Genomic DNA, 22,828 nt, shown 5'->3' on the forward strand with positions numbered 1-22,828 from the left:
CACGTCCCCTTCCGCCCCGCCTGGGGCTGCTCGGCCAGCGACGTCCTTCGCTCACGACGTGGGCTTGTCGCCCTTCAGGATGCGCAGCAGTCCCTCCTGCGCCACGGACGCGACGAGCCTTCCCTCGCGCGTGTAGACGGAGCCGCGAGACAGGCCGCGCGCGTTGCCGGACCACGGGCTGTCCATGACGTACAGGAGCCAGTCGTTCACCTTCAGGTCCCCATGGAACCAGAGGGCGTGGTCCAGGCTCGCGCCGATGACGTGGGGCTGGAAGAAGCTGGCCGCGTGCGGCAGCAGCGCGGTGCTGATGAGGTTGAAGTCGGACGCGTACGCGAGCACGTACTTGTGCACCTGCGGGTCCTCCGGGAGCGCTCCGTCCGCGCGAATCCAGACGGCCTTGCGAGGCTCCCCCGGCACCGGATGGAACGGGTCCATGTAGTCCACCGGCCGCATCTCGATGGGCTTGTCGCAGAGGATCTTCTCGCGCAGCCGCGCGGGGATGCGGTCCACCTGGCGCTTGAGCAGCTCCAGGTCCGTGGGCAGCGCCTCGGGAGGCGGCACCGCCGGCATGGGCGACTGGTGCGCGTACCCGGGCTCGTCGCCGTGGAAGGAGGCCATCATCGTGAAGATGGGCTGCCCCTTCTGGATGGCGACGATGCGCCGCGTGCTGATGCTGCCGCCGTCGCGCACCCGGTCCACCGTGTAGACGACGGGCTGGCTCGCGTCGCCGGGCCGCAGGAAGTACCCGTGCAGCGAGTGCACGTGCCGCGCGGTCTCCACCGTCTGGCTCGCCGCCGACAGGGCCTGCCCCAGCACCTGTCCGCCGAAGAGCTGACGGAAGCCCAGATCCTGGCTCTTTCCGCGAAAAAGGTTTTCCTCGATGACTTCCAGCTTGAGGAGCTCCAGCAGCTCGTCCAGGACGCGGCTCATGAGGCGTCGTCCTAGCCGACCCTGGCCACGGCTGTCGCGCCCCGTGTGCGTGACGCGTCCCGGAGAGGACGGCCGCTCGGGGAACGAAAGGAAATGAGGAGCGGGGCCGGGCGTTGAGCCAGGGAAGCCCTTCTTCCACGAGCCCGCCCTTGCGCACACCCCATCTGCTGACGACGCTGTGCCTGTTGCCCTCGCTGGCCCTCGGCGCCGAGCCCGCCGCGCCCCCGTCCGACGCGGAGCGCTGGTGGGGCCATGTCCGCCACCTCGCCGACGACGCACTGCAGGGGCGGGACACCGGCAGCGAGGGCCACCGCAAGGCCGCGGCCTACGTGGCCGAGCAACTGGCGGCGCTCGGCGTCAAGCCCGGCGCGGGTGACAGCTACCTCCAGGAGGTGCCGCTCGTCTCCCGACAGCTCGTCGAGGCGAAGTCGAGCCTGGCGTTGGTGCATGACGGCCGCGCCAAGGCGCTGGTCATCGGTCAGGACGCCATCATCTCCCCGCGCTCGGGCGAGGCGGGCTCGGTGGAGGCGCCCATGGTCTTCGTGGGCCACGGGCTGTCCATCCCGGAGGCGGGCCACGACGACCTGGCCGGCGTGGACCTGAAGGGGAAGATCGCCGTCTATCTCCAGGGCGGCCCGGCCCACGTCTCCGGCCCGCTGCGCGCGCACCACAGCTCGCAGGCCGAGCGCACGAAGGCGCTGAAGAAGGCGGGCGCCCTCGGCACGGTGATGCTGCTCAACCCGAAGCTGGAGGAGACGCCGTGGTCGCGCACCGCCGCGTCGCGACACCAGAGGGCGATGACCTTCGCGGACCCGGCGCTGGATGAGAGCACGGGCCTGAAAGTGGGCGTCACCGTCAACGCGGCCCACGCGCAGAAGCTGTTCGCCGGCGCGCCGCACTCGTTCCAGGACCTCCTGAAGCGGGCGAACGCGAACCAGCCGATGCCGCGCTTCGAGCTGCCCGCGCGCCTGAAGGCGAGCTCCGAGCGCGTGTCCTCGGCGACGACGTCGCCCAACGTCGTGGGCCTGCTGCCGGGCAGCGACCCGGCCCTGGCCGGCGAGTACGTGGTGCTCACCGCGCACCTGGACCACGTGGGCGTGGGCCAGCCCGTGGACGGTGACAACCTCTACAACGGCGCCATGGACAACGCGACGGGCGTGGCCGCGGTGCTGGAGGTGGCGCGCGCGCTCACGGCCCGGAAGCCGGGGCGCTCCGTGCTGTTCGTGCTGGTGACGGGCGAGGAGAAGGGCCTGCTCGGCTCGCGCTACTTCGCGCTGCGCCCCACGGTGCCCGCGGACACGCTGGTCGCCAACTTCAACCTGGACATGTTCCTGCCGCTGTTCGCCTTCGAGCGCGTCGTCGCGTACGGCCAGGAGGAGTCCAACCTCGCGACGCCGCTGGCCCAGGTCGCCTCCCGGCACGGCGTGAAGCCGATGCCGGACCCGGAGCCCCACCGGCTGCTCTTCATCCGCAGCGACCAGTACTCCTTCATCCGCCAGGGCGTGCCGGCCTTGTCCTTCAAGTTCGGCTACGCGCCGGGCTCCGCCGAGGAGCGCACCTTCAAGCGCTGGTACACGCGCCACTACCACGCGCCGTCGGATGACCTGTCGCAGCCCATCCACCAGGAGGGCGCCGTGAAGTTCGTCCGCATGCTCGCGGACCTGACGCTCGCGGTGGCCAACGCCCCGGAGCGCCCGCGCTGGAACGACGACAGCTTCTTCCTGCGCTTCGCGCCGACGAAGGCGAACGCGACCCCCTCCCTGAGCAATCCATGACACCGCCCATGCGGGCCCGGTAACACGCGTACAGGTGTAGCTTTCCATCGACGTGACAAACAATGACGCCCGGCGTCATCGCTGCTCACGTGCGGGATGCAAATCGCAAGGGGTGGCTTGAAGCGAGACACCCATTTGCGCCACGCTTGTTTGCATTGATACATCTGCCGCGAGACGGGCGAGGAGCGCCCGCACATCGACGGGGGGCGAATGCAGTCAAACGTGTTCACCGCGGTTCTGATTCCACTGTCGTTGGCCGTCATCATGCTCGGCCTGGGACTGTCGCTGACGCTCGCGGACTTCAAGCGCGTCATCGTCTACCCGCGAGCGGTGATCGTGGGGCTCGTGTGCCAGATGCTGGTGCTTCCCGCCGGCGGTGTTCTCATTGCCCATGCCTTCGGACTGGGGCCGGAGCTGGCGGTGGGGCTGATGTTGCTGGCGGCCTCCCCCGGCGGCGCGACGGCGAACCTCTTCAGCCACCTGGCCCGCGGTGACGTGGCCCTGAACATCACGCTCACGGCGGTCAACAGCGCGCTGACGCTGGTGACGCTGCCGCTCATCGTGAACTTCTCGCTCAACCACTTCATGGGCGAGGACCGGGCGGTGCCCATGCAGTTCGCCAAGGTGCTGCAGGTCTTCATCATCGTGCTGGGGCCGGTGAGCATCGGCATGCTGGTGCGCTCGAGGAAGCCCCAGGTGGCGCTCAAGCTGGACAAGCCCATCCGCATCATGTCCGCCGCGTTCCTGGCGGTGGTCATCGCGGCGGCCGTGTACCAGGAGCGCCAGAACATCGGCGCGTACTTCCAGCAGGTGGGCCTGGCGGCGCTGAGCTTCAACCTGTTGAGCATGGGCGTGGGCTTCGTGACGCCGCTGCTGTTCCGGCTCCCCCGGCGTCAGGCGGTGGCCATCGGCATGGAGATCGGCATCCACAACGGCATCCTCGCGATGACGATTGCGATGAGCCCGCTGCTGTTGGGCAACGCCACCATGGCCATCCCGCCGGCCATCTACAGCATCATCATGTACTTCACGGCCGCGGCGTTCGGCTACGCGGTGACGCGACGCCACGCGGACGAGCAGGACTCTCCCGCCGCAACCCCCAGTCGTTCCTGAAGCACCCGCCGCGGTTCCTCCCCGCCGCGGTCTCCCCCACCCGAGGAAGTGTCGAGATGATGCTCAAGCGTCTATCGCTGTCCATCTGCACGCTCTGTTTGAGCCTGGGTCTGGTGTCCCCCGCGGCCGCGCAGCAGTCCGCGGCCACGCCGACGCCTCCGCCGGATGCTCCCACGGCCGGGCCCACGAACACCCCGGAGGTCGCCCCCGCCAGCGAGCCCTCCCCGGTCCCCCCACCCCGCCCCATCCCCAACGTCCGGCTGTACATGACCAGCTTCAACCTGTTCCGCGTCAACCCCATCGGGTTGGAGACGCAGAACCGGCTGGTCATCCAGAAGCGGCTGTTCAACAGCGAGTCCGTGCTGATGCGCGACACGTTCGTCAACGCCGCGGCCCTCATCAAGGCGAACCCCGCCTCGTTGAAGGTGGGTCCGATGTTCGAGATCCAGCCGATCGCCCTGTTCAACCTGCGGCTGAGCTACGAGTACACGAACTTCCTGGGGACCATGGGGTTCCTGCAGGGGTACGCGAACCCGCTGAACGACTTCTCGGATGACGCGCTGGATGCGCGCGAGGACGCGGCCTACAGCACCAGCGGCCACCACTTCCTGGTGGAGCCGACGCTGCAGGCGAAGGTGGGCCCCATCGCGGTGCGCACCAAGTTCAGCATCGAGTACTGGAACCTGTCGCTGCGCGACGGCGAGACGACGTTCTACGACCCGATGCTCGACTCGCTGCTCGCGGGCAAGGGCTGGGTCTTCACCAACGACTCGGACGTCGTCTACCTGTCCGGCCGGTGGATGCTGGGCGCGCGCTTCAGCGGCGTGTGGCCGCAGTACACCGAGGACCAGGGGGTCTCCGACGCGTTGAAGGCGGACAACAGCCACATGCGCGCGGGCCCCGTCGTCTCCTATGCCTTCAACACGGACGAGGGCACGATGTTCAACCGCCCCACGGTGCTGGGCATGGTGGCCTGGTACCTGAAGCACCCCAGCCGTCAGGAGGCGATGCCGTACCTGCTGCTGGGCTTCTCCTTCAACTCGGACCTGATGGGCGGGCGCTAGTCCGCGTCAGGGAGGAAGGGCCGCTCCCGCGAGAGGACTTCGCGGGAGCGGTGGTGGGGCCCGGGGCTCACGAAGGCCCCGGGGTTCGAATCAGTGGTGGCTGTCCGGGCCGTGAGCGTGGCCGTGCTCCAGCTCCTCGGCCGTGGCGGCGCGGACGTCGGCCACGGTCAGCTGGAAGTGCAGCGTCTTGCCGGCGAGCGGGTGGTTGTAGTCCACCACCACGGTGTCGCCCTTGATCTCCTTCACGAGCAGGTCGACCTCGTCGCCCTCGGGGTCCGTGGCGGTGAGGATGCCGCCCTCCTGGAGCTCCAGCCCTTCGGGGAACTCGTCACGGGGGACCTCCTCGAGGCCCTCGGGGTCATGCGGCCCGTAGCCGTCCTCGGGGGGGATGACGACCGACAGGCTGTCTCCCTTCGCCTTGCCCTCCAGGGCCTTCTCCAGGCCGGGGACGACCTCCTCGTGGCCCTGCAGGTAGACGAGCGGATCTCCCGGCTCGCTCTCGTCAATGAGCTTTCCATCGCCGAGGTGAAGCTTGAAGTCGATGGAGACGACACTGTCCTTCGCGATTTTCATGGCGCCTCTCTTAGCGCAGGCCGTTGTCCAACGCTCCCATCATGTGCTCGGCCGGTCTGCGGGAGGGCATGGGAGCGGGGCCCCCCGCCCGAAACCGGACGCAAGGGCGTTCAGGGGCCGGGGCGAGGTGGGCGGGCGCCCAGGTCCAGCGCGCGGGCCCGCGTGCTCCGGTCGATTCGGCCCTCCAGGCGAACGATGCGGCGCCGGTGGTCCTCCGGCAACTCCGCCGCCGCCGAGAGTCGGGCGTGGCGCAGCGCGGCCGCGAGGTCCTTGAGGGAGTGCTCGTAGAGCTTGGTCAGCTCCAGGTGCAGGCTCGCCGCCTGGAAGCCCCGGGCGGACTGGAGGGCCTGGTGCAGGTGGTCCGCGGCGGCCTGGGGCTCGCCGGCCATGCGGGCCAGGCGCGAGGCCAGGGCGTGGGCCTCCATGCCCACGGTGCCGGAGCCTTTCGTCGCCGCGGCCGCGAAGGCCCGGGCCCGGGTGTGGTCTCCCGCCCGGAGCGCCACGCTCGCGAAGCCGAGCAGGTCCCTGGGGTCCTCGTCCCGGGGAACGGCGGTGCCGTCGCCGGCGCGGAAGCGGCGGACCATCTCGCCCAGGAGGGCGGCGAGGAGGAGGAGGTCGTTGGCGTTGTGCTCGAGCACGGGCGTCAGCGAGGCGCCGTCGCCGCCGCGCAGGTAGCGGAAGTACAGGTCCGGGATGAGCGAGCCGTCCACGTCATCGACGCGGCGCAGGCCGAGCACCTGCTCCTCCATGTGGACCAGTCGCGTGCCGGCGCCCCGGTGCTTGAAGACGCGGCGGGCGCAGTGGAGCAGGTCCAGGTGGGGCAGCTCGGCGGGGGCCTTCACGCGGTTGAGGACGAAGCGCGTGCGCAAGAGCGGCCAGTCGAAGCTCTTGCCGTTGAAGGTGACGATGCAGGAGGAGCGGGCCATGCGCTCGGCGAGCACGCGCAGCATGGGGGCCTCTTCGCCGAGCTTGCGCAGGAAGAGCTGGTGGACGCGCAGCGAGCGCCCCTCGAACCAGGCGAGGCCCACGAGGAACGGCACGGTGCCGGTGCCGCCGGCGAGGCCCGTGGTCTCCGTGTCGAGGAAGAGCATGCGCTGGTAGTCCACGCCGGCCAGGTCCTCGTGGAGCGCGAGCCGGGCGACCAGGGCGCCCTCCACGTCGAGTGCGCCGGCCACGGGGGCGCTGCCGTGGTGGTGGTCCGGAGGCAGGAGGCGCTCGGAGACGTGGACGGTGCCGTGCGGTGTCTCCTGGGCCACGACGGGCAGCGGACCGGGAGGAGGACGAGGCTGGGTGGGGCGGCGCGCGGCCGTCTGCCCCTGTCGCTCGGACCAGTCCGCGAGCATCCGCCGGAGGGACTCGATGCGCGGGTCGCTCGGGCGCGCGGGGGCCTGGGGCGATGCGGCGGCGGCTGACGGTTCGGGCGTGACGGCGTGGCGCGATGTCTCGTCCGGCCCGGGGGATTGTCCCGTATGGGCAGGAGCCGGGGCGGCTGACACCGTCGGCGGCGGTGACGCAGGAGCGAAGGTGTTCGCCTCGGCTGAACGCTCCGCGACGTTCCCTGGTGGAGCCCTCCCCTCGTCCGACGGCTCCGGGAGCGTGGCCACGCGGCTCGCGGGCTTGCCGCCGGGGCCCACGCCCGTCAGTCGCGCCAGCTTTCGCTTGAGGTCCACGCGCCGAGCCCTCCGCCGTCTACTGCACGCCCGCGACGCCGAGCAGGCTCAGCACCTCGAGCCCCAAGCGCTTGCGCGGATGCGGGTCCACGGGAGCCTGTCCCGGCATGACACCCGACGCCGGGCCGATGCACGCCGGGCAGCCCTCCTCACACGCGCAGGACTCCAGGAGTCGCCGCGCGCGCACGAGCAGCTCGTCGCGCTGGTCATACAGCCGCGCCGCCAGCCCCACGCCGCCGGGGATGTTGTCGTAGAGGAAGATGGTCGGATCGAACCCCACCCCGCCATCCTTGCGCGGAGGCCCGTCCGCGTCATCGCGGCTGCCCAGCGTCTTGCCGATGTCCCGAGGGTCGATCATCAACCCCACGCACGCCACCGTGCGCAGCGCCGTGGCGATGCCTCGCAGCGCGTCGATGACCGCGGGCCTCGGTGCCTTCATCGAGCGCACCACCGACTCCGGCACCGTCAGCCACAGCGCCGTGGTGTGCATCTGCATCTCCGGCAGCGCCACCTCGCCGTAACCGACGTTCTCGTGCGTGTGGTACTTGATCTTCTTGTACCCCACGACCTTCTCGATGACGCTCACCTCGCCCATGCCGGCCTGGAGCGACGGGCCCACGGGCGCGCCCTGGTCCTCCTGGATGACATTCACGCGCACGTACGTCATCGCGTCCGTGAAGTAGTCCGGCGCCACCTTGCGCACGAAGGCCTTGTGGTTCTCGTAGTCGAACTGCTCGACCTGATACTGCTCGGCCTCGTGCTGATAGATGGCCTGCTCGTGCAACATCGTGTGCGCCGAGCGGAAGTCCATCTCCGCCAGCGTGCGGTCCGTGCCGCGCTCGATGATGACCACGTTGTCCCAGCCCACGCTGCGCAGCGACACGTGGTTCGCCGGATACGCATCCGAGGACCAGTGGAACACGCGCCGGCCACCCTCCCCCGCCGTCGGATGCACCACCTGGTGCTGCGCGAGGAACCCCAGCGCCTCCGCCGTCGACTCCGCCGGCACGTCGCCGAAGGCCTCGCCCTCCTCGAACGGCAGCTCGAACGACGCGCACTTGAGGTGCTGGACGAGGATCTCCACGTTGTCCGGGTCGATGCGCGCGTGCTCCACCGGCGCGCCGATGAGGAAGCGCGGGTCCGCGGCCATGTACTGGTCCAACGGCGCGCTCGACGTCACCAGCAACGCCAGGCTCCCCGCGCCACGACGTCCCGCGCGGCCGAAGCGCTGCATCAGCGCCGCCACCGAGCCCGGGTAGCCCGCGCACACCACCGCGTCCAGCGAGCCGATGTCGATGCCCAGCTCCAGCGCGTTCGTCGCGACGACACACCGCACCTCTCCCGCGCGCAGCGCCGCCTCTGTCGCCCGTCGCGTCCCCGGCAGATAGCCGCCCCGGTATCCTTGGATGAGCGACGGATCCAGCTTCTCCTCGACGAACCGGTCGCGCAGGTACTTGAGCATCACCTCGATGTTGTTGCGCGACTGTCCGAACAGCAGCGTCGACACGCCCGCGCGCACCAGGTCCGACGTCAGCCGCACCGCCGTCTTGAGGTAGCTGGCCCGGATGCCCAGCTCCGCGTTGACCACGGGCGGGTTGAACACCATGACCCTCCGCTCACCCGCCGGCGCCCCGCTCTGGGCGACCAGCTCCACGTCACATCCGAGCATCCGCCGCGCGTGCGCCTGCGGATTGCCGATGGTCGCCGACGCGGCGATGAACACCGGGTCCGAGCCATGGAAGCGCGCCACCCGACGCAGCCGGCGCAGCACGTTCGCCAGGTGCGAGCCGAAGACGCCCCGGTACGTGTGCAGCTCGTCGATGACCACGTAGCGCAGGTTTGAGAACAAACGAGCCCAGCTCGCGTGGTGCGGGAGGATGCCCGTGTGGAGCATGTCGGGGTTGGTGAGCAGCACGCCCCCCCGCTCCCGGGCGGCGCGGCGTGCGTCCGCCGGCGTGTCCCCGTCGAAGGTGATCGCGCCATGCGTCAGCCCGGCCTCGCGCATGAAGGCCCGGAGGGATTCCTCCTGGTCCCTGGACAGCGCCTTGGTGGGGAACAGGTAGAGGGCGCGCGCCTGGGGCTCCCGGGCGAAGCGATCCATCAGCGGCAGGTTGTAGCAGAGGCTCTTGCCCGAGGCGGTGGGGGTGGCGATGACCAGGTTCCGGCCCGCGCGGGCCAGCCGGAAGGCCTCGGCCTGGTGGGAGAAGAGCTGCTCGACGCCTCGCTGGCGGAGCGCCTCCCGCACCTGGGGGGCCACGTCCTCGGGGATGGGCGCGAACGAGCCGACCCGGGCGGGGGTGGCCTCGTCGAGCGAGAAGCAGGGCGACAGGCCCCGGTCCGCCTTCCATTGCTGGAGCACGGAGTCCAACCCCCGGGGGGCGTTCCACGGGGTGCGACGCGGGCCACCGAAGGCCCCTTCTTCCTTCTCGAACTTCATGGGGCGGGCACTGTACAGGTGTGTACCGGGGCGGACAACGCGAACACGGTCGAGCACGCCGGACGGGGCTCGGCTAGGTTCCCGCGCCCGTGGCCCTCGCCATCTTCCTGTTCACCTACGTCTTCATCGCCGGCGCCCGGCTCCCCTTCCTCAAGCTCGACCGCCCCGGAGGCGCGCTGCTCGGCGCGGTCCTCATGGTGGTGTTCGGCGTGGTCTCGCCCGCGGAGGTCTTCAACCACAGCGAGGACACCGCGAAGCACGCCATCGACGCGGACACCATCGTCCTGCTGCTCGGGATGATGCTGCTGGCCGCGTACATGTCCCAGGCCGCCGTCTTCCGCACGGCCGGCGCCTGGGCGGTACGTCGCGCCCGCACGCCCCGCCTGTTGTTGATCGCCGTGACGTTCATCTCCGCGGTGCTGTCCGCCTTCCTGGTCAACGACACGGTGTGCTTGATGCTCACGCCGCTGGTGCTCGCCACGGTGGATGACGCGAAGCTGCCGCCCGTGCCGTACCTGCTCGCCGTGTGCATGGGCAGCAACAGCGGCTCGGTGGCCACCTTCACCGGCAACCCGCAGAACATGCTCATCCAGGGCGCGTCGGGAATCTCGTACGCCAGCTTCGCGGCGTACATGGCGGTGCCCGCGCTCCTGTCGACCGTCATCGTCGCCGCCGCGCTGGTGTACCTCTTCCGCAACGAGCTGAGCACGAAGCGCTTCGAGCCCCAGCCGCCGCCGCCGCCCGTGGACCGCTGGCTCCTGGTGCTGACGCTCACGGTGACGGTGGGCGTCATCGTGGCCTTCTTCGCCGGGCTGCCCATGAGCTGGAGCGCGCTGGCCGGCGCCGCGCTGGTGATGGCCCTGTCCCGTCGCGAGCCGCGCGAGGCGCTCGAGCGCGTGGACTGGGTGCTGCTCTTGTTCTTCGCCAGCCTCTTCGTGGTGGTCTACGGCGTGAACAAGCACGGCTGGGCGGAGGAGATCCGCCTCATCTTCGCGCCGCTGATGGCGGGGCCGCCGTGGCGGGAGACGCTGGGCTTCGCGGGGCTGACGCTGGTGGCGTCCAACCTCTTCAGCAACGTGCCCTTCGTCATGCTCGCGCGCTCGTGGGTGCCCACGCTGCAGAACGTGGAGCTGGGCTGGCACGTGCTGGCCCTGGGCTCCACGCTGGCCGGCAACCTCACCCTCGTCGGCAGCGTCGCCAACCTCATCGTCTTCGAGGCGGCGCGCGGCAAGGTGGACATGTCCTTCATGCGCTACCTGCGCGTGGGGCTGCCCGTGACGCTCGTCAGCTTCGTGGTGGGGATCGCGGTGCTCCTCGCGGAGCACGCCCTGTTCTGACTCAGGGGTCCGGGTCCGGCAGCTCGCCCGGCGCCAGCTCCGGGTCGGGCGGCTTGGGCGGCTCGACGAAGGTGGGCGCGACGGCGTCGGGAGCGGCGGGGCCCGGAGGCGTCGCCACCGAGGGGCCGCCGCGACGGTCCCTGGGCGTGAGGTCCTTCACGAACTCGAGCGCCACCTGGTCCAACAGCGTGGTGAGCGCCTGGCGGAACAGGTCCGGGTTCTTCCCCACCTTGAACGGGTCCAGGTGCTCCGCGCCCGCCTCCACCTGGTCCACCTCGAACGGGTGACGCCACACCTCCGAGCGCCCATCCAGCGTGAACATCCGGCCATAGCCGCGCAGGAAGGCACCCGCGTGGCCCTTCTTGCTGCGCATGCCGTACTCCTGCACCACGAACTCGACGATGGTGTCCGCGCCCAGCGGCGTCACCAGGTCGTAGTCCGGAGCGTTCGCGGGGACCTCCTCCACCAGGAAGCTCTCCAGCACGGACGCCACGCGCGCGGGGTCCACCGTGTACGTCCACGGGGCCTCGCGAGGCAGCTGTGTCAGCGTGTTGACGCGCAGCCGCTCGGAAATCTCGAAGCGCGTCACCGCCTGCTGGAGCTTCACGGTGAGCCGCCGGTCCGCCTCCACGGGCTCCAGCTTCTTGAGCTTGTCGCCGTACGCGGAGTCTTCGCGGAATACGAAGCTGCGAGGTCCCGCGCCGTCCTCGATGCGGGAGATGAAGGCGGGGCGGCGCACGCGGTCCAGGTCGGCGCCGGCGAGCCGCTGCGACGCACAGCCGGCGCAGAGCGCCAGCGCGAGAAACGGGAGAAGGCTTCGCGTCATGACCTGAGACTTACCCCATTGCGGGGCGGCCCGCCCCTTCCGGGCCCGTGGCGCCGCCCTGCCCTCCCGACGAGCCGTCCGCTGGTATGCTCCCGCGCGTGAATCCTTCCTCCGTGGCACCCCCTCCCCCCGGCCGTAAGCGCCGGCTCGGGGAAATCCTCATGGATGCGGGTCTCCTGACCGAGACCCAGCTTCGCTCCGCGCTGGCCGAGCAGCGCAAGTGGGGAGGCCGCCTGGGCCTCACGCTGGTGCAGATGCGCTTCGTGGACGAGAGCTCCATGGTGCACGCCCTGTCGCGCCAGCTCGCCATCCCCACGGTGGACCTGGATGCCCTGACGCCTTCGGCTCCGGCGATGCAGGCGCTGCGCGTGGACATCGCCGAGCGCTACACGGTGTTCCCCACCGCCTACGAGCCGTCGAGCAAGCTGCTCACGGTGGCCACGTCGGACCCGACGAACGTGGAGTCGCTCCAGGAGCTGGCGTTCCACACGGGCCAGCGGCTCCAGGTGGTGGTGGCCGCGGCTTCGTCCATCGAGCGGGCCATCCGCCGTCACTACCATGGGGAGATCACCTCCACGACGGCGTCTCCGCTGGCGTTCGGAATCGACGAGCAGACCTTCGAGCTGGCGCCTCCGTCCGAGTCGGCCGTGGAGCTGATGCCCGCACCGCGCGCGTCGGGCCCGTCGTCCGTCCGGGAGGGTGAGCTCACGCAGCAGGTGGAGGCCCTCACGCAGAAGGTGACGGACCTGGAGCGCATGGTGGCGCAGCAGGCGCGCTCGCTGCGCGCCATGCTGGAGCTCCTGGAGACGCGGGGCCTCGTCACCCGCGACGACTACCTCGCGAAGGTGCGCTGAGGGACGAGGCCCGGTTCAGACGAGGATGAGGTCCTCGTCGCCGCCCAGGGCCTCCACGCCGAGCACCTGCTCCGTGCGGCGAAGGCGCTCGTCGCTCAGCTCGGAGATGAGCACCAGGATCTGAGGGTGGCTGGAGATGAGCGCGTCGAAGTCGGCGCGCGGCAGTCGCAGGAGCGTGGTGTGACGCCCCGCGGTCACGGTGGCCGTGGCGGGGGTCTTCTGGAGCAGGGAGATTTCGCCGAAGAGGTCTCCCTCCTTCAGCCGCGTGAGCAGGTGCCCGTCCTTGTGCACCTCCACCTCGCCCGAGAGCAGGACGTAGAGCCCGTCCGTCTGGTCCCCGTCGCGGATGATGACGTCACCGCGCTCGACGTCGCGGGCGCGGAAGCGCTCTACCAGCGTGCGCCGGTCCTTCCGGTTGAAGGGCCGGAAGAGCGCGGAGGTGTTCATCACGTTGGTGAGCAGACGCTGGCGCACGAACTTCTTCAGGGCCGCGGCCACCTGCGGATGGCTCCGGGAGAGCGAGGCCAGGACGGGCGCGGAGATCTCCAACAGCTGCGTGTCCTCGGAGGCGGCCTCCACGGAGGCGGTGCGCGGCGCTCCGGAGAGGATGGCCATCTCGCCGAAGAACGCGCCGCCCTCGAGCACCGCGAGCTCCACGCGGCGCTCGGCGTCCATCCGGAAGACGCGGGCCTGGCCCTCGCAGATGACGTAGAAGGCATCGCCGTGGCTGCCCTGCTCGATGATGCGCTCCCCCGCGCTGAAGCGGCGCAGCGGGCAGCGCTCGAACAGCTCGATGAAGGCGTCGCGAGGCAGGTCCGAGAACAGCGGGATGGTCGGCAGCGCGTCCAGAGAGGGCGCGTCGGTGATGACCTCCTCGGTGAGGCTGAAGACCTCCTCCTCGTCGCTGACGGCGGCGCTCCCGGCCCGCTGATTCAGACCGGCCTGGGCCGCGAGCTCCACGGCATGCAGCAGGGAGTCCGCTTCGAGCTCCAGCTCGGTGAAGGACGACGGGCGCGGCGTCACCGCGCGCAGCGATGCGCCCAGCTCGCGGGACACCTCGCGGAACGGGACGGCGGTGGCGCCCGCGGGGGGCGTGACGTCCGCGCGGCGCGGGCGCAGGCCCGGAGGCGCCGAGGGCGGGTCGATGACCGTGGGCGTCGGCGGGAGGCCGGGCTCCATCGCCTGTGCATCCGCGATGGGCGAGGACAACGCCTTCCACTTCCCGCTCACGGGGGACTTCGCCGCGGGCACAGGTGCCGAGGGGGGCGTGATTCGCTGCGGGGTGCGCGGCGCGAGTCCTGGAGGCAGTGAGCTCGCCGTGGGGGGCGCACCCGGCTCGGGCTCGCCCACGACGACGTCGAAGCCTTCATCCTCGGAGGCGGTGCTCGAGGCGGGCGACGGTGCCATCGAAGCCCGTGCCACGGCAACGGTGCTCGAGGGGGAGAGGCCCGCTTCGGCCCATCCGGTGCTCGACGGCTCGACGTGGGAGGACGGTGCCTCGTCATCGTGAGTGGCGGGCTCGGCTTCCTGCCCCACGCTCACGGAATGGACGACGACCTCCTCCGCGCTGGAGGTGTTGGAGGACGTCTCCACGGAGAGCTCGAGTCCATCCGATGCGTCGCCCGACACCGGTTGCGGGGACGGCGCGGGGCGCTCGGGCGGCGGCGGCGCGGAGAGCGCGCTGCCCATGGGGCCTCGGGCCCGGGCGCCCACGGGCGTGCCTCGGCGCGCGTAGAGGTTCGCCAGCATCTGCTGGACGCCCTGGTGGCTCGGGTCCAGCTCGAGGATGAGCTTGCTCGCGGCGATGGCGCGCGGGAGGAAGCCCTCCTTGGCGAAGCCCTCGGCGGCGGACTGGTACGCGGCGACGGCGCGCTCGCGCTCCCCTGCCTTCGCCCAGGCGTCACCCATGCGCAGGCGCGACTGGTGGTCCTTGGGGTCGAGCTTGCAGAAGTCCTCGTACAGCTCGGCGGCCTTGGAGAAGCGCCCCTTGGTGAAGGCCGCGGCGGCGCTGTCCTTGAGCTTGCGTGCTTCCATTACCGAGCCCCCTCCGAAGCCGTGCCCCCCTTCGCCAGCGCCGCGCCCGCCGCGTCACGCACGGTCCGGAAGTAGTCGCTCTTGAGCGCATCGAGGAACTCCGAGTGCGTCGTCGCGCCCATGCGCTTGAGCGCCGTGGCCGCCGCCGCGCGAATCTCCGGCAGGTCGTGGAACAAGTCCCTCGCGACCACGTCGGCCGCCTGCACGTCCCCGATCGTCCCGAGCGCCAGCAGCACGTCGCGCCTCGCCACGCTGTTGGTCTCATCGAGCGCCTTGATGAGCGTGGGCACCGCGTCCTTCGCCTGGATGCGCGCGAGCACCACCGCCGCGAGCGCCGCCTCCGGCCCACCCTCCTTCACCACGCCCTGGAGCACCGCCGACGCCGACGCCGGCACCCCGGGGCCCTTCGCCAGCGCGTCCAGCACGAGCAGCTTCTCGCCGCCCATCTTCGGCAGCGCCTCCAGCAAGGCCACCTGCCCCGCCTCGCCCGACTCGGCGAGCGCCTGCGCCAGCGTCTTCTGGAGATCCCTCTCGGGCTCGAAGATTCCCTCGCGGGCCACGGCCACGCCCTCGGCGCCCAGGCGCGTCAGGCCCACGAGCGCCGCCGTGCGCAGGGGGATGCTCGGGTCCTGGCTGTATCCCTTGAGCAGCTCCAGGGCGCCCGGCGCGCGCAGGGCCCCCAGCGCGCGAATCAGGGTCGCCAGCGGGACGAGCCGCTCGGCCTCCACGTCGTCGAACAGCTCGCTGGGCACGCGGGGCTTGACCACGGTGCGGCCCGCGTCCTTGGCCCGCTGCGCGTTGAGCGCCTTCACCCGCTCGAAGAGCGAGGCGTGGCGGGACGCGCGCTCGTCATTCGGCGAGGCCGCGACGTGCGGGGAGGTCGTGCCGGACGGGTCGAACCCGGCGCCGTAAGTCTCGGGGAGCTTCTGGGTGACCCAGTCCGAGCGCAGCGCCTCCAGCCCCTTGGCCTCCTGCTCGTAGAGTTTCTGGAGCTGGGGCACGACGGACGCGTCGCCCACCGCGGCCACGGCGTCCACCGCGAGCATGCGCAGCGTGGCATCGTTCTGGTTGAGCCACGGCGTCACCTTCGCGAGCAGCGGCTGGGCCACGGGGCCGAGCCCGGCGACGGCCTGGAGCCCGCTCGCGGCGGTGGCGGGACGCGCCAGGCGCTCGCCGATGGGGTCCAACGGGCAGCCGCCGCGGGTGCGCATCGCCAGGGCCGCCGCGAGCGCGTCGGACGGGGCACCATCGAGCGCGACGGCGCACAGCGCGGTGTCGGTCTCCGGCGTGCGCGGGAAGGACAGGATGGCGTCGATGGCCAGAGGGCTCACCGCGCTCTTCTCCACGGCCACGGCCTGGAGGCGCGGCGCGGCGGCGGGGTCCTGCAGCTTGCTCAGCGCGGTGATGGCGGACTCGCGCAGCTCCGGGAAACTCTCGTCGAGCAGAAGCGCGATGTCGCCCACGGCCCGCTTGTCACCCGCGTCGCCCAGGCCGCGCACGGCGGCGGCGGCGAGGATGACCTGGCTGTCTCGGACCAGGGGCAGGAGCCGATTCACGGCCTCGGGACGACCGCTCTTGCCCAGCTCCTCGGCGGCGCCGACGCGCTCGGGGAGCTCGCCTTCGGTGAGCGTGAGGAGGTTGCGGTCCCACTGGCCCTTGGCCTCGGCGGCCACGACTTCCGCCATGGCGCCCGGCACGTTGGCGTTCTTGAGGGCCTGGACGATGACCTGGCGGGTGGTGCGCCCCCGGCGCCCGTACTGGAGCGTGAGGTAGGCCTTGGCCTTGTCGTTGCGCACCTTGGAGAGCGCCATGGCCGCGCGGCCCTGGACCTCCTCGTCGGAGTCCTCGAGCAGCTCGCCCAGCAGGTCGACGACGCGAGGATCCTGACTCTCGCCGAGCGCGACGGCCGCCTCTGCGCGGACGATGGACGCCAGGTCCTTGGCCGCGCGGGTGAAGAGGATCAGGTCATCGGGATTGCCCTGTCCGGCGAGCTTCTTCACCGCCAGGGCGCGGACCTCCGGTCGAGGACTCTGGAGGTCTGCGAGGAGCTGGTCCCGGCTCCCGTTGCAACCGAGGACCAGGGCCAGCATGAGGATGTAGGGGCGTGCGCCGGTTCGCATCGGTCTCCGCTGAGGGAAACGGTGGAAAAGTCGCGAGGGGTTATATCAACACCCCCCTTGTCGCCCAATCCGCCGTGTGGTCCTCAGCGAGGACGGCGAGGTCCCTTGGAAGGTCCGCCGGACCGGCCGCCGCGCGGAGCCTGAGCGCTCCAGCGGGGCTTGGAGCCCGACTCCTTCTTCTTGCCCCAGTCCTGGAAGCCCTCGGACTTGCGACCGTCCGTGGGAGCGGCCCCTCGGGCGCCCGCGCGGACGACTCGCTCACGGGGAGCGCCACGGTCGTCGTAGGGGGCCCAGCTCTTCCCCTCGCCGCCTGCTCCCTTGGCGCCCCTGCCGCCGGGCTTCGCGCCGAAGCCGCGACCCCGAGGGCCAGCGCCCTCCGCGTCACGGGGACCCCGAGACGGACGCCCCTCGGCGCGGCCGCGCGGAGCGGCCTTGTCGCCGAATGAACGACGCGCCGGGCCACCCGCGCTTCGCGCACCACCGAAGCGAGGACGGCCCTCTCCGCTGGACTCACCGCCCGCGGCACCGCCGAAGCGGGGACGGCTCATGCCACTGGATGCGCCACGGGACGCAGCGCCGCCGAAGCGAGGACGGCCTTCGCCGCTGGGCGCGCGATCGGAGCTCCCGCCACGGCCGAACCGGGCCTGGCCCGTACTACCCGCACCACGAGGACCCCGAGGACGATCCTCGCTCCCGGCGCCGAAGGACTTGCGAGCCGGGCGATCCTCGCCGGCACCGAAGGCCTTACGGGCCGGACGATCCTCGCCACCCGCGCCGAAGGACCGACGGGCCGGACGATCCTCGCCACCCGCGCCGAAGGACCGACGGGCAGGACGATCCTCGCCGGCACCAAAGGACTTGCGAGCCGGACGATCCTCGCCGGCGCCGAAGGACTTGCGAGCCGGGCGATCCTCGCTCCCGGCGCCGAAGGACTTGCGAGCCGGACGATCCTCTCCACCCGCGCCGAAGGACTTGCGAGCCGGACGATCCGCTCCACCCGCGCTGAAGGACCGACGGGCAGGACGATCCTCGCCACCCGCACTCCACTCCTTACGGGCAGGACGTCCCGCGCTGCGGGCACCACCCTCGTCGTTGGAGCCCCACGTCTTGCGAGCCGGACGTCCCTCACCGCGTGCACCCTCGTCGCCACCAGCGCCCCACGTCTTGCGTACGGGGCGGCCCTCGCCACCCGCGCTACGAGGACTGTCATCGCCGCCCCAGGACTTGCGAGCCGGACGACCCTCGTCACCGCCGAAAGACTTGCGAACCGGACGACCTTCGCCTCCGGCACCAAAGGACTTGCGAGCCGGACGGCCCTCATCACCGCCGAAAGACTTACGCGCCGGACGACTCTCGTCACCGCCGAAGGACTTGCGCGCCGGACGGCCCTCATCACCGCCGAAAGACTTACGCGCCGGACGACCCTCGTCACCGCCAAAGGGCTTGCGCGCCGGACGCCCCTCGTCACTGCCGAAGGACCTACGCGCCGGGCGGCCCTCATCGCCGCCGAAGGACTTACGAGCCGGGCGATCCTCGCTACCGGCGCTGAATGCCCTACGGGCCGGACGGTCCTCACCACCCGCACCGAACGACTTACGAGCCGGACGCCCCTCGCCACCAGCGCTCCGAGCGCCACGAGGCCCCTCGTCACCGCCGAACGTCTTGCGCGCCGGGCGCCCCTCACCGCGAGCGCCCTCGCCCCACTCCTTCCGAGCAGGACGACCGAAGCGCGACGCACCACCTTCCGCACGCGGTCCACGCGAGCGCGGAGCATCCCCGCTCCCGAACTCCTTGCGAGCCGGACGACCCGCGCCCGCACGGTCCCGGCCGAAGCGCGCGAGCCCCGAGCCACCCTCACCCGCCGGCTTCCGCTCCGCACGGGCCGCGGGCTTGCGGCGCACCGGCGCCGCGTCATCGTCCATGGCCAGCTCGTCCTCGTCCGACTCATCGAAGCCCGGCGCCGCGCGACCATGGCGCCGAGGCGGCAGCCGCAGCTCCGACGACGGAGGCGACGCCTTCCCGTCGGCCACCTCGTTGAGCAGCTCGACCTCCGCCTTCTTCAGCGGACGCAGCTCACCCGGGCGCAAACCCTCCACGCCCACGCCCGCGTAGGCCGGACGGAACAGGCGCACCACCGGGTGCCCCACGGCGGCGCACAGCCGCTTGATGAGGTGCGGACGGCCCTCCGCCACGACGATCTTCAGCCACGTGTTCTTCTCGGCGGCCTCGAACACGCCCACCGACACCGGCGTGGCCATGCCGTCCTCCAGCCGCACGCCGCCGCGCAGCTTCTCCAGCGTCGGCACGTCGGGCTGACCCTTCACCTTCGCCAGATATGTGCGAGGCACCTGGAAGCTCGGGTGCGTCAGCTTGTGCGCCAGCGCGCCATCATCCGTGAACAGCAGCGCTCCCTCGGCGTCGTAGTCCAGCCGGCCCACGGGGAACAGGCGCTTGCCCGTCTCCTCCACGTAGTTCGCCACCGTCGGGCGCCCCTGGGGGTCCGACAGCGTGGTCACCACGCCCACGGGCTTGTAGAGCAGGAAGTAGGACGATTCGTCCGGCGGCGTGACGAGCTTGCCGTCCACGGAGACCAGGTCCGTCCCCGGCTCCACCCGGCTTCCCAGCTCCGTCACCGTCGTGTTGTTCACCGCCACGCGGCCCGCGGTGATCAGCTCTTCTGCGTGCCGGCGCGAAGCAACTCCCGCGCGGGCCAGGTACTTCTGTAGTCGTTCGGCCGCCATTACTTCCCCTTCACTTGCTGCCCGTCACTCGGGCTTCTGCCCCTCGGTGCCCGTCTCGGGCTTGGGGGCTGTGTCCAGGACACTGGAGCTGGCCTTCTGTATCTGGTCAGCCGCCGCCATGGCTTCCTCCAGGTCCTCCAGCGCGGCCTCGCTCGCCGCCGCGCTCTTCTCCATCCGCTTCGTGAATCCCGGGTCGGAGAGTGCTTCCACCGTCCCCGCCGCTGCCGGTGCGGGTCGTACTTCTTTCTCCACGATTTCGCGATGCTCCTGCGTGAGCTCGTGGAATTCCCGCAGCGTGGGCAACGCCGACAGGTCCTTCAGGGCGAAGAACTCCAGGAATTCACGCGTAGTGCCATAGAGGATGGGTCGCCCCACCTCCTCGCGCTTGCCCAGGATCTTCACCAGCTTGCGGTCGATCAACGCCTTGAGCACGGCGCCGCAATCCACGCCGCGGATGTCCTCCAACTCCGGCCGCGTCACCGGCTGCCGGTACGCGATGATGGCCAGGGTCTCCACCGCCGCCCGGGTGAGCCGCTGGGGCTTCACGCGCAGGTAGCGCCGGACGTACTCGCCCGAGTGGGGGTCCGTGCGGAACTGCCAGCCGCCGGCCACCTCGTACAGGACGATGCCGCTGATGCCGTCCCGGTGGATGCCGGACAGCTGGTTGAGCGCCTCGGCGATGAGCGTCTGCTCGATGCCGGTCGCCTGGTACAGCTCGTCCACGGACAGGGGGCGCTCCGCCACGAAGAGCACGCTCTCGATGACCGTCCGGACGCGGTCCTGCGACAGCTTGCGGCTCTTGGAGACCAGCTTCTCGAAGGAGGTCTCCAGGTCGGGCGTGGACTCGGAGTCCTCCTCGATGGCCGCCGCTTCCACCTCGTCCAGCTCGTCCGCCGGGCCGGGGCCCGTGACGGCCGCCAGCTCCTCCTCGGAGAAGGGGCTCGGCCCTCCGGACGCGGCGGACTCCTCGCCGTCTCCGCCTCGGGAGCCTTTCCTACCGGTAGTCACTCTCGTCGACCTCCGTGGGGGCCAGCCGCTCCAGGGCATCCCCGTTGGGCAACAACAGGATGGGCCCGAGCGGCTCGTCCTGTACCACACGGATGAGCCGGCGTTTCACCATTTCCAGAATCGCCAGGAAGGTGACCACAATCTCCTGGCGGGTGGGCGTGTCCTCCTCGTTGAACAGGCTCTCGAAGAGGACCTGTCCCTGGGGACGCAGCCGCCCGACGATGCGCAGGATGGCCTCGGAGAGGGTGATCTTCTCCCGGACCACCTCGTGCTGGACCTTGGGCGTCAGCCGCTCCAGCACCCGGTCCAGCGCCTCGATGAGCTTGAGGACGCTGAACTCCTGCAGGCCCACCTCCTCCTCGGGGATGGGCACCGCCTCCACCGGGACGCTGCGCGCGAACACGTCCCGGCCCAGGATGTCCTGGCGGGCCATGTGCTCGGCGGCGTCCTTGTACTTCTGGTACTCGAGCAGCCGGCGGACCAGCTCCGCGCGGGGGTCCTCGGGCTCCTCCACCGCCGCCAGGGCCTCGCCGCCCTCGGGCACCGCCACCGCGTCCTGGCGGGGCAGCAGCATGCGGCTCTTCAGGTGGGCCAACGTGGACGCCATCACCAGGAACTCCCCGGCGATGTCCAGGTTGATCTCCCGCATCCGCTCCAGGTGCTCCAGGTACTTCTCGGTGATGAGCGCCAGGGGGATGTCGAAGATGTCGACCCGGTGCTCCTTGATGAGATGGAGCAGCAGGTCGAGCGGACCCTCGAAGTTGGGCAGCGCGACGCGGAAGGCGTCCGCCGGGGTCCGGGGCGGGGCGCCTTCGCCGAGGCCTTCATCGGCCGATGTCGGGCGGCCGTCACTCACCGGCGTGTTCCTGGCGGCCCTTCTGGCTGTCGGTGGCTGCTGGTCATCACGCAAGGGCCCGGATTCGCGTGATTCGAGCGCGAACCGGGGGACACACCTCCTTAACAGTGGGTCCCAGGTGGGTCAAACAAACGGCGGTAAACACCCGTTCAGGCCCGGAACCTCACGGGATGCCCACCGCGCGCCGGACCTTGTCCATCAGGACGGAGGCCTCCTGGCGGGCCCGCTGGGCGCCATCCTGGAGGATGCGCTCCAGCTCCGCCGGGTCGCCCGCCAGCTCGGCGTACCGCTGACGGGCCGGTCCGAAGGTCGTGTGGAAGGCCTCCAGGAGCTTCTTCTTGTACTCCCCGTAGCCCTTCCCTCCCGCCCTCCACGACGCGTCCACCTCCGCGAACTCGGACGCCGGCAGCATCAGCTTGAGCAAGTCGTAAAGCGGCACCTCGCTGACGAGCGACGCGTCCGCCGGCTTGCCCTCGGGCACCGGCTTGGGCGCCTCCACCGGCGTGGAGTCCGTCTTGATGGACATGATGCGCTTCTTGATCTCCTTCTCGTCCCCGAACATCTCGATGGTGTTCCCGTAGGACTTGGACATCTTCTTGCCGTCCACTCCGGGCACCGTCTGGGTGGCCTCCTGGATGCGAGCCTGGGGCAGCTTGAGGATGCCGGGCGCGTGGCCGCGCTCCTTGCCGTCCGGGTCCGCCGGATCGTAGCCCTTCACGTACTCGGTGTTGAACTTCACCGCCCAGTCACGGGCGAACTCCACGTGCTGGATCTGATCCTTGCCCACCGGGACGAAGTCCGTGCTGTAGAGCAGGATGTCCGCCGCCATCAGCACCGGGTAGGCGAAGAGGCCGAAGTCCGGGCTGATGCCCTTGGCCACCTTGTCCTTGTAGCTGTGGGCCCGCTCCAGGTGCGCGTGCGGCACCACGGTGCCCAGGATCCAGTTGAGCTCGAGCACCTCGCGCACGTCGCTCTGGCGGAAGAGCACCGCCTTCTTCGGGTCCACCCCGAGCGCCAGGTACGCCAGCGCCGCCTCGCGGGTGAGCTCCAGCGCGAGCTTCGCGTCACGCACCGTGGTGAGCGCGTGCAGGTTGGCGATGAAGTAGTACGCCTCGCCCTCCTCCTGGAGCTGCACGAACTGGCGAATGGCGCCGAAGTAGTTGCCGATGTGCAGCTTGCCGGAGGACTGCACGCCTGAGAGGGTCCGCATGTCGGGTTCCGAGTCGGGAGTCAGCGCGCAGAGTCGTTTTCGCGCGTTTTGTGTTCTGCAGCGTCGAGGTGGTTCGCACACCCGCCGCGCCCCTGCAATCTTCCGTTCAGTCGCGGGCACTCCCCGGGCCTGACGCCCGCCCGCCGCGAGCCCTCGTGGAAAATTGCGGCGCGCACGGAAATCCTGAGTGATTCCAGGCGCTTGCGGTTGAGCGCCGGTGGATGGAGCGGTACCCTGACCGCCACACCTGCGAGCAACCTCACCTCGGGAGGACAGACCG

16 protein-coding genes are annotated in these 22,828 nt (G+C 70.7%); 5 read left to right on the top strand and 11 right to left on the bottom strand.

Annotated elements, in window-relative coordinates; all coding sequences use genetic code 11:
• Nucleotides 1-51: 51 nt before the first annotated feature.
• On the bottom strand, nucleotides 52-930 hold the full coding sequence (tesB, locus tag K8640_RS20760; RefSeq protein ID WP_223748599.1) for an acyl-CoA thioesterase II: 879 nt from the start codon (nucleotides 928-930) through the stop codon (nucleotides 52-54).
• Nucleotides 931-1,079: 149 nt separating this feature from the next.
• Here tesB and K8640_RS20765 point away from each other — a divergent pair, with 149 nt between their 5' ends.
• From K8640_RS20765 to K8640_RS20775, 3 genes are all read left to right on the top strand, one after another.
• Nucleotides 1,080-2,705, top strand: coding sequence for a M28 family metallopeptidase (locus K8640_RS20765; protein WP_223748600.1), 1,626 nt, complete (start codon nucleotides 1,080-1,082; stop codon nucleotides 2,703-2,705).
• 222 nt (nucleotides 2,706-2,927) lie between these two features.
• Entirely contained in the window at nucleotides 2,928-3,818 is an 891-nt protein-coding gene (locus K8640_RS20770) for a bile acid:sodium symporter family protein (protein ID WP_223748601.1), read from the top strand.
• 56 nt (nucleotides 3,819-3,874) lie between these two features.
• Entirely contained in the window at nucleotides 3,875-4,882 is a 1,008-nt protein-coding gene (locus K8640_RS20775) for a hypothetical protein (RefSeq protein WP_223748602.1), read from the top strand.
• A gap of 90 nt (nucleotides 4,883-4,972) precedes the next feature.
• On the opposite strand, the gene K8640_RS20780 is transcribed toward K8640_RS20775, so the two are convergent.
• From K8640_RS20780 to K8640_RS20790, 3 genes are all read right to left on the bottom strand, one after another.
• A complete protein-coding gene (locus tag K8640_RS20780) occupies nucleotides 4,973-5,455 on the bottom strand; it encodes a peptidylprolyl isomerase (RefSeq protein WP_141333454.1) in 483 nt (160 codons plus the stop codon).
• A gap of 110 nt (nucleotides 5,456-5,565) precedes the next feature.
• A complete protein-coding gene (locus K8640_RS20785; protein ID WP_223748603.1) occupies nucleotides 5,566-7,125 on the bottom strand; it encodes a ribonuclease H-like domain-containing protein in 1,560 nt (519 codons plus the stop codon).
• A gap of 19 nt (nucleotides 7,126-7,144) precedes the next feature.
• Complete coding sequence (locus K8640_RS20790; protein ID WP_223748604.1) at nucleotides 7,145-9,562, bottom strand: DEAD/DEAH box helicase; 2,418 nt, start codon at nucleotides 9,560-9,562, stop codon at nucleotides 7,145-7,147.
• An 89-nt stretch (nucleotides 9,563-9,651) separates the two neighbouring features.
• Here K8640_RS20790 and K8640_RS20795 point away from each other — a divergent pair, with 89 nt between their 5' ends.
• A complete protein-coding gene (locus tag K8640_RS20795; protein ID WP_223748605.1) occupies nucleotides 9,652-10,899 on the top strand; it encodes an SLC13 family permease in 1,248 nt (415 codons plus the stop codon).
• A 1-nt stretch (nucleotide 10,900) separates the two neighbouring features.
• Here the strand turns inward: K8640_RS20795 and K8640_RS20800 are convergent, their stop codons facing one another.
• The gene (locus K8640_RS20800; protein WP_223748606.1) at nucleotides 10,901-11,725 is read right to left on the bottom strand and encodes a hypothetical protein; all 825 of its coding nucleotides are present in this window, start codon (nucleotides 11,723-11,725) and stop codon (nucleotides 10,901-10,903) included.
• Nucleotides 11,726-11,886: 161 nt separating this feature from the next.
• Between K8640_RS20800 and K8640_RS20805 the strand changes: the two genes are divergently transcribed.
• The gene (locus tag K8640_RS20805; protein ID WP_141332434.1) at nucleotides 11,887-12,579 is read left to right on the top strand and encodes a general secretion pathway protein GspE; all 693 of its coding nucleotides are present in this window, start codon (nucleotides 11,887-11,889) and stop codon (nucleotides 12,577-12,579) included.
• Nucleotides 12,580-12,594: 15 nt separating this feature from the next.
• Here K8640_RS20805 and K8640_RS20810 read toward each other — a convergent pair whose 3' ends face one another.
• The 6 genes from K8640_RS20810 to trpS form a co-directional block, all read right to left on the bottom strand.
• The gene (locus K8640_RS20810; RefSeq protein WP_223748607.1) at nucleotides 12,595-14,613 is read right to left on the bottom strand and encodes a cyclic nucleotide-binding domain-containing protein; all 2,019 of its coding nucleotides are present in this window, start codon (nucleotides 14,611-14,613) and stop codon (nucleotides 12,595-12,597) included.
• Nucleotides 14,613-16,733 (bottom strand): HEAT repeat domain-containing protein, encoded by a 2,121-nt coding sequence (locus tag K8640_RS20815; RefSeq protein WP_223748608.1) that lies wholly within the window; start codon nucleotides 16,731-16,733, stop codon nucleotides 14,613-14,615. The genes K8640_RS20810 and K8640_RS20815 overlap by 1 nt, the downstream gene beginning before the upstream one ends.
• Before the next feature lie 83 nt (nucleotides 16,734-16,816).
• Complete coding sequence (locus K8640_RS20820; RefSeq protein ID WP_223748609.1) at nucleotides 16,817-19,474, bottom strand: pseudouridine synthase; 2,658 nt, start codon at nucleotides 19,472-19,474, stop codon at nucleotides 16,817-16,819.
• Nucleotides 19,475-19,498: 24 nt separating this feature from the next.
• A complete protein-coding gene (gene scpB, locus K8640_RS20825; protein ID WP_223748610.1) occupies nucleotides 19,499-20,482 on the bottom strand; it encodes an SMC-Scp complex subunit ScpB in 984 nt (327 codons plus the stop codon).
• Nucleotides 20,469-21,338, bottom strand: coding sequence for a segregation/condensation protein A (locus tag K8640_RS20830; protein WP_223748611.1), 870 nt, complete (start codon nucleotides 21,336-21,338; stop codon nucleotides 20,469-20,471). Before K8640_RS20830 ends, scpB begins: the two co-directional genes overlap by 14 nt.
• A gap of 163 nt (nucleotides 21,339-21,501) precedes the next feature.
• Nucleotides 21,502-22,548 carry a tryptophan--tRNA ligase gene (gene trpS / locus K8640_RS20835; protein WP_223748612.1) on the bottom strand — a complete coding sequence of 349 codons (1,047 nt, stop codon included), beginning with the start codon at nucleotides 22,546-22,548 and terminating at the stop codon, nucleotides 21,502-21,504.
• Between the last annotated feature and the right edge of the window lie 280 nt (nucleotides 22,549-22,828).

Origin of the sequence: Myxococcus sp. XM-1-1-1 (genome assembly GCF_020037095.1) — a bacterium.
Classification (GTDB): domain Bacteria; phylum Myxococcota; class Myxococcia; order Myxococcales; family Myxococcaceae; genus Myxococcus; species Myxococcus fulvus.

Coding starts and splice junctions, on each gene's coding strand:
- tesB (WP_223748599.1), bottom strand. CDS start 930: ATGAGCCGCGTCCTGGACGAGCTGCTGGAGCTCCTCAAGCTGGAAGTC.
- K8640_RS20775 (WP_223748602.1), top strand. CDS start 3,875: ATGATGCTCAAGCGTCTATCGCTGTCCATCTGCACGCTCTGTTTGAGC.
- K8640_RS20780 (WP_141333454.1), bottom strand. CDS start 5,455: ATGAAAATCGCGAAGGACAGTGTCGTCTCCATCGACTTCAAGCTTCAC.
- K8640_RS20790 (WP_223748604.1), bottom strand. CDS start 9,562: ATGAAGTTCGAGAAGGAAGAAGGGGCCTTCGGTGGCCCGCGTCGCACC.
- K8640_RS20800 (WP_223748606.1), bottom strand. CDS start 11,725: ATGACGCGAAGCCTTCTCCCGTTTCTCGCGCTGGCGCTCTGCGCCGGC.
- K8640_RS20805 (WP_141332434.1), top strand. CDS start 11,887: ATGGATGCGGGTCTCCTGACCGAGACCCAGCTTCGCTCCGCGCTGGCC.
- K8640_RS20810 (WP_223748607.1), bottom strand. CDS start 14,613: ATGGAAGCACGCAAGCTCAAGGACAGCGCCGCCGCGGCCTTCACCAAG.
- K8640_RS20815 (WP_223748608.1), bottom strand. CDS start 16,733: ATGCGAACCGGCGCACGCCCCTACATCCTCATGCTGGCCCTGGTCCTC.
- K8640_RS20820 (WP_223748609.1), bottom strand. CDS start 19,474: ATGGCGGCCGAACGACTACAGAAGTACCTGGCCCGCGCGGGAGTTGCT.
- trpS (WP_223748612.1), bottom strand. CDS start 22,548: ATGCGGACCCTCTCAGGCGTGCAGTCCTCCGGCAAGCTGCACATCGGC.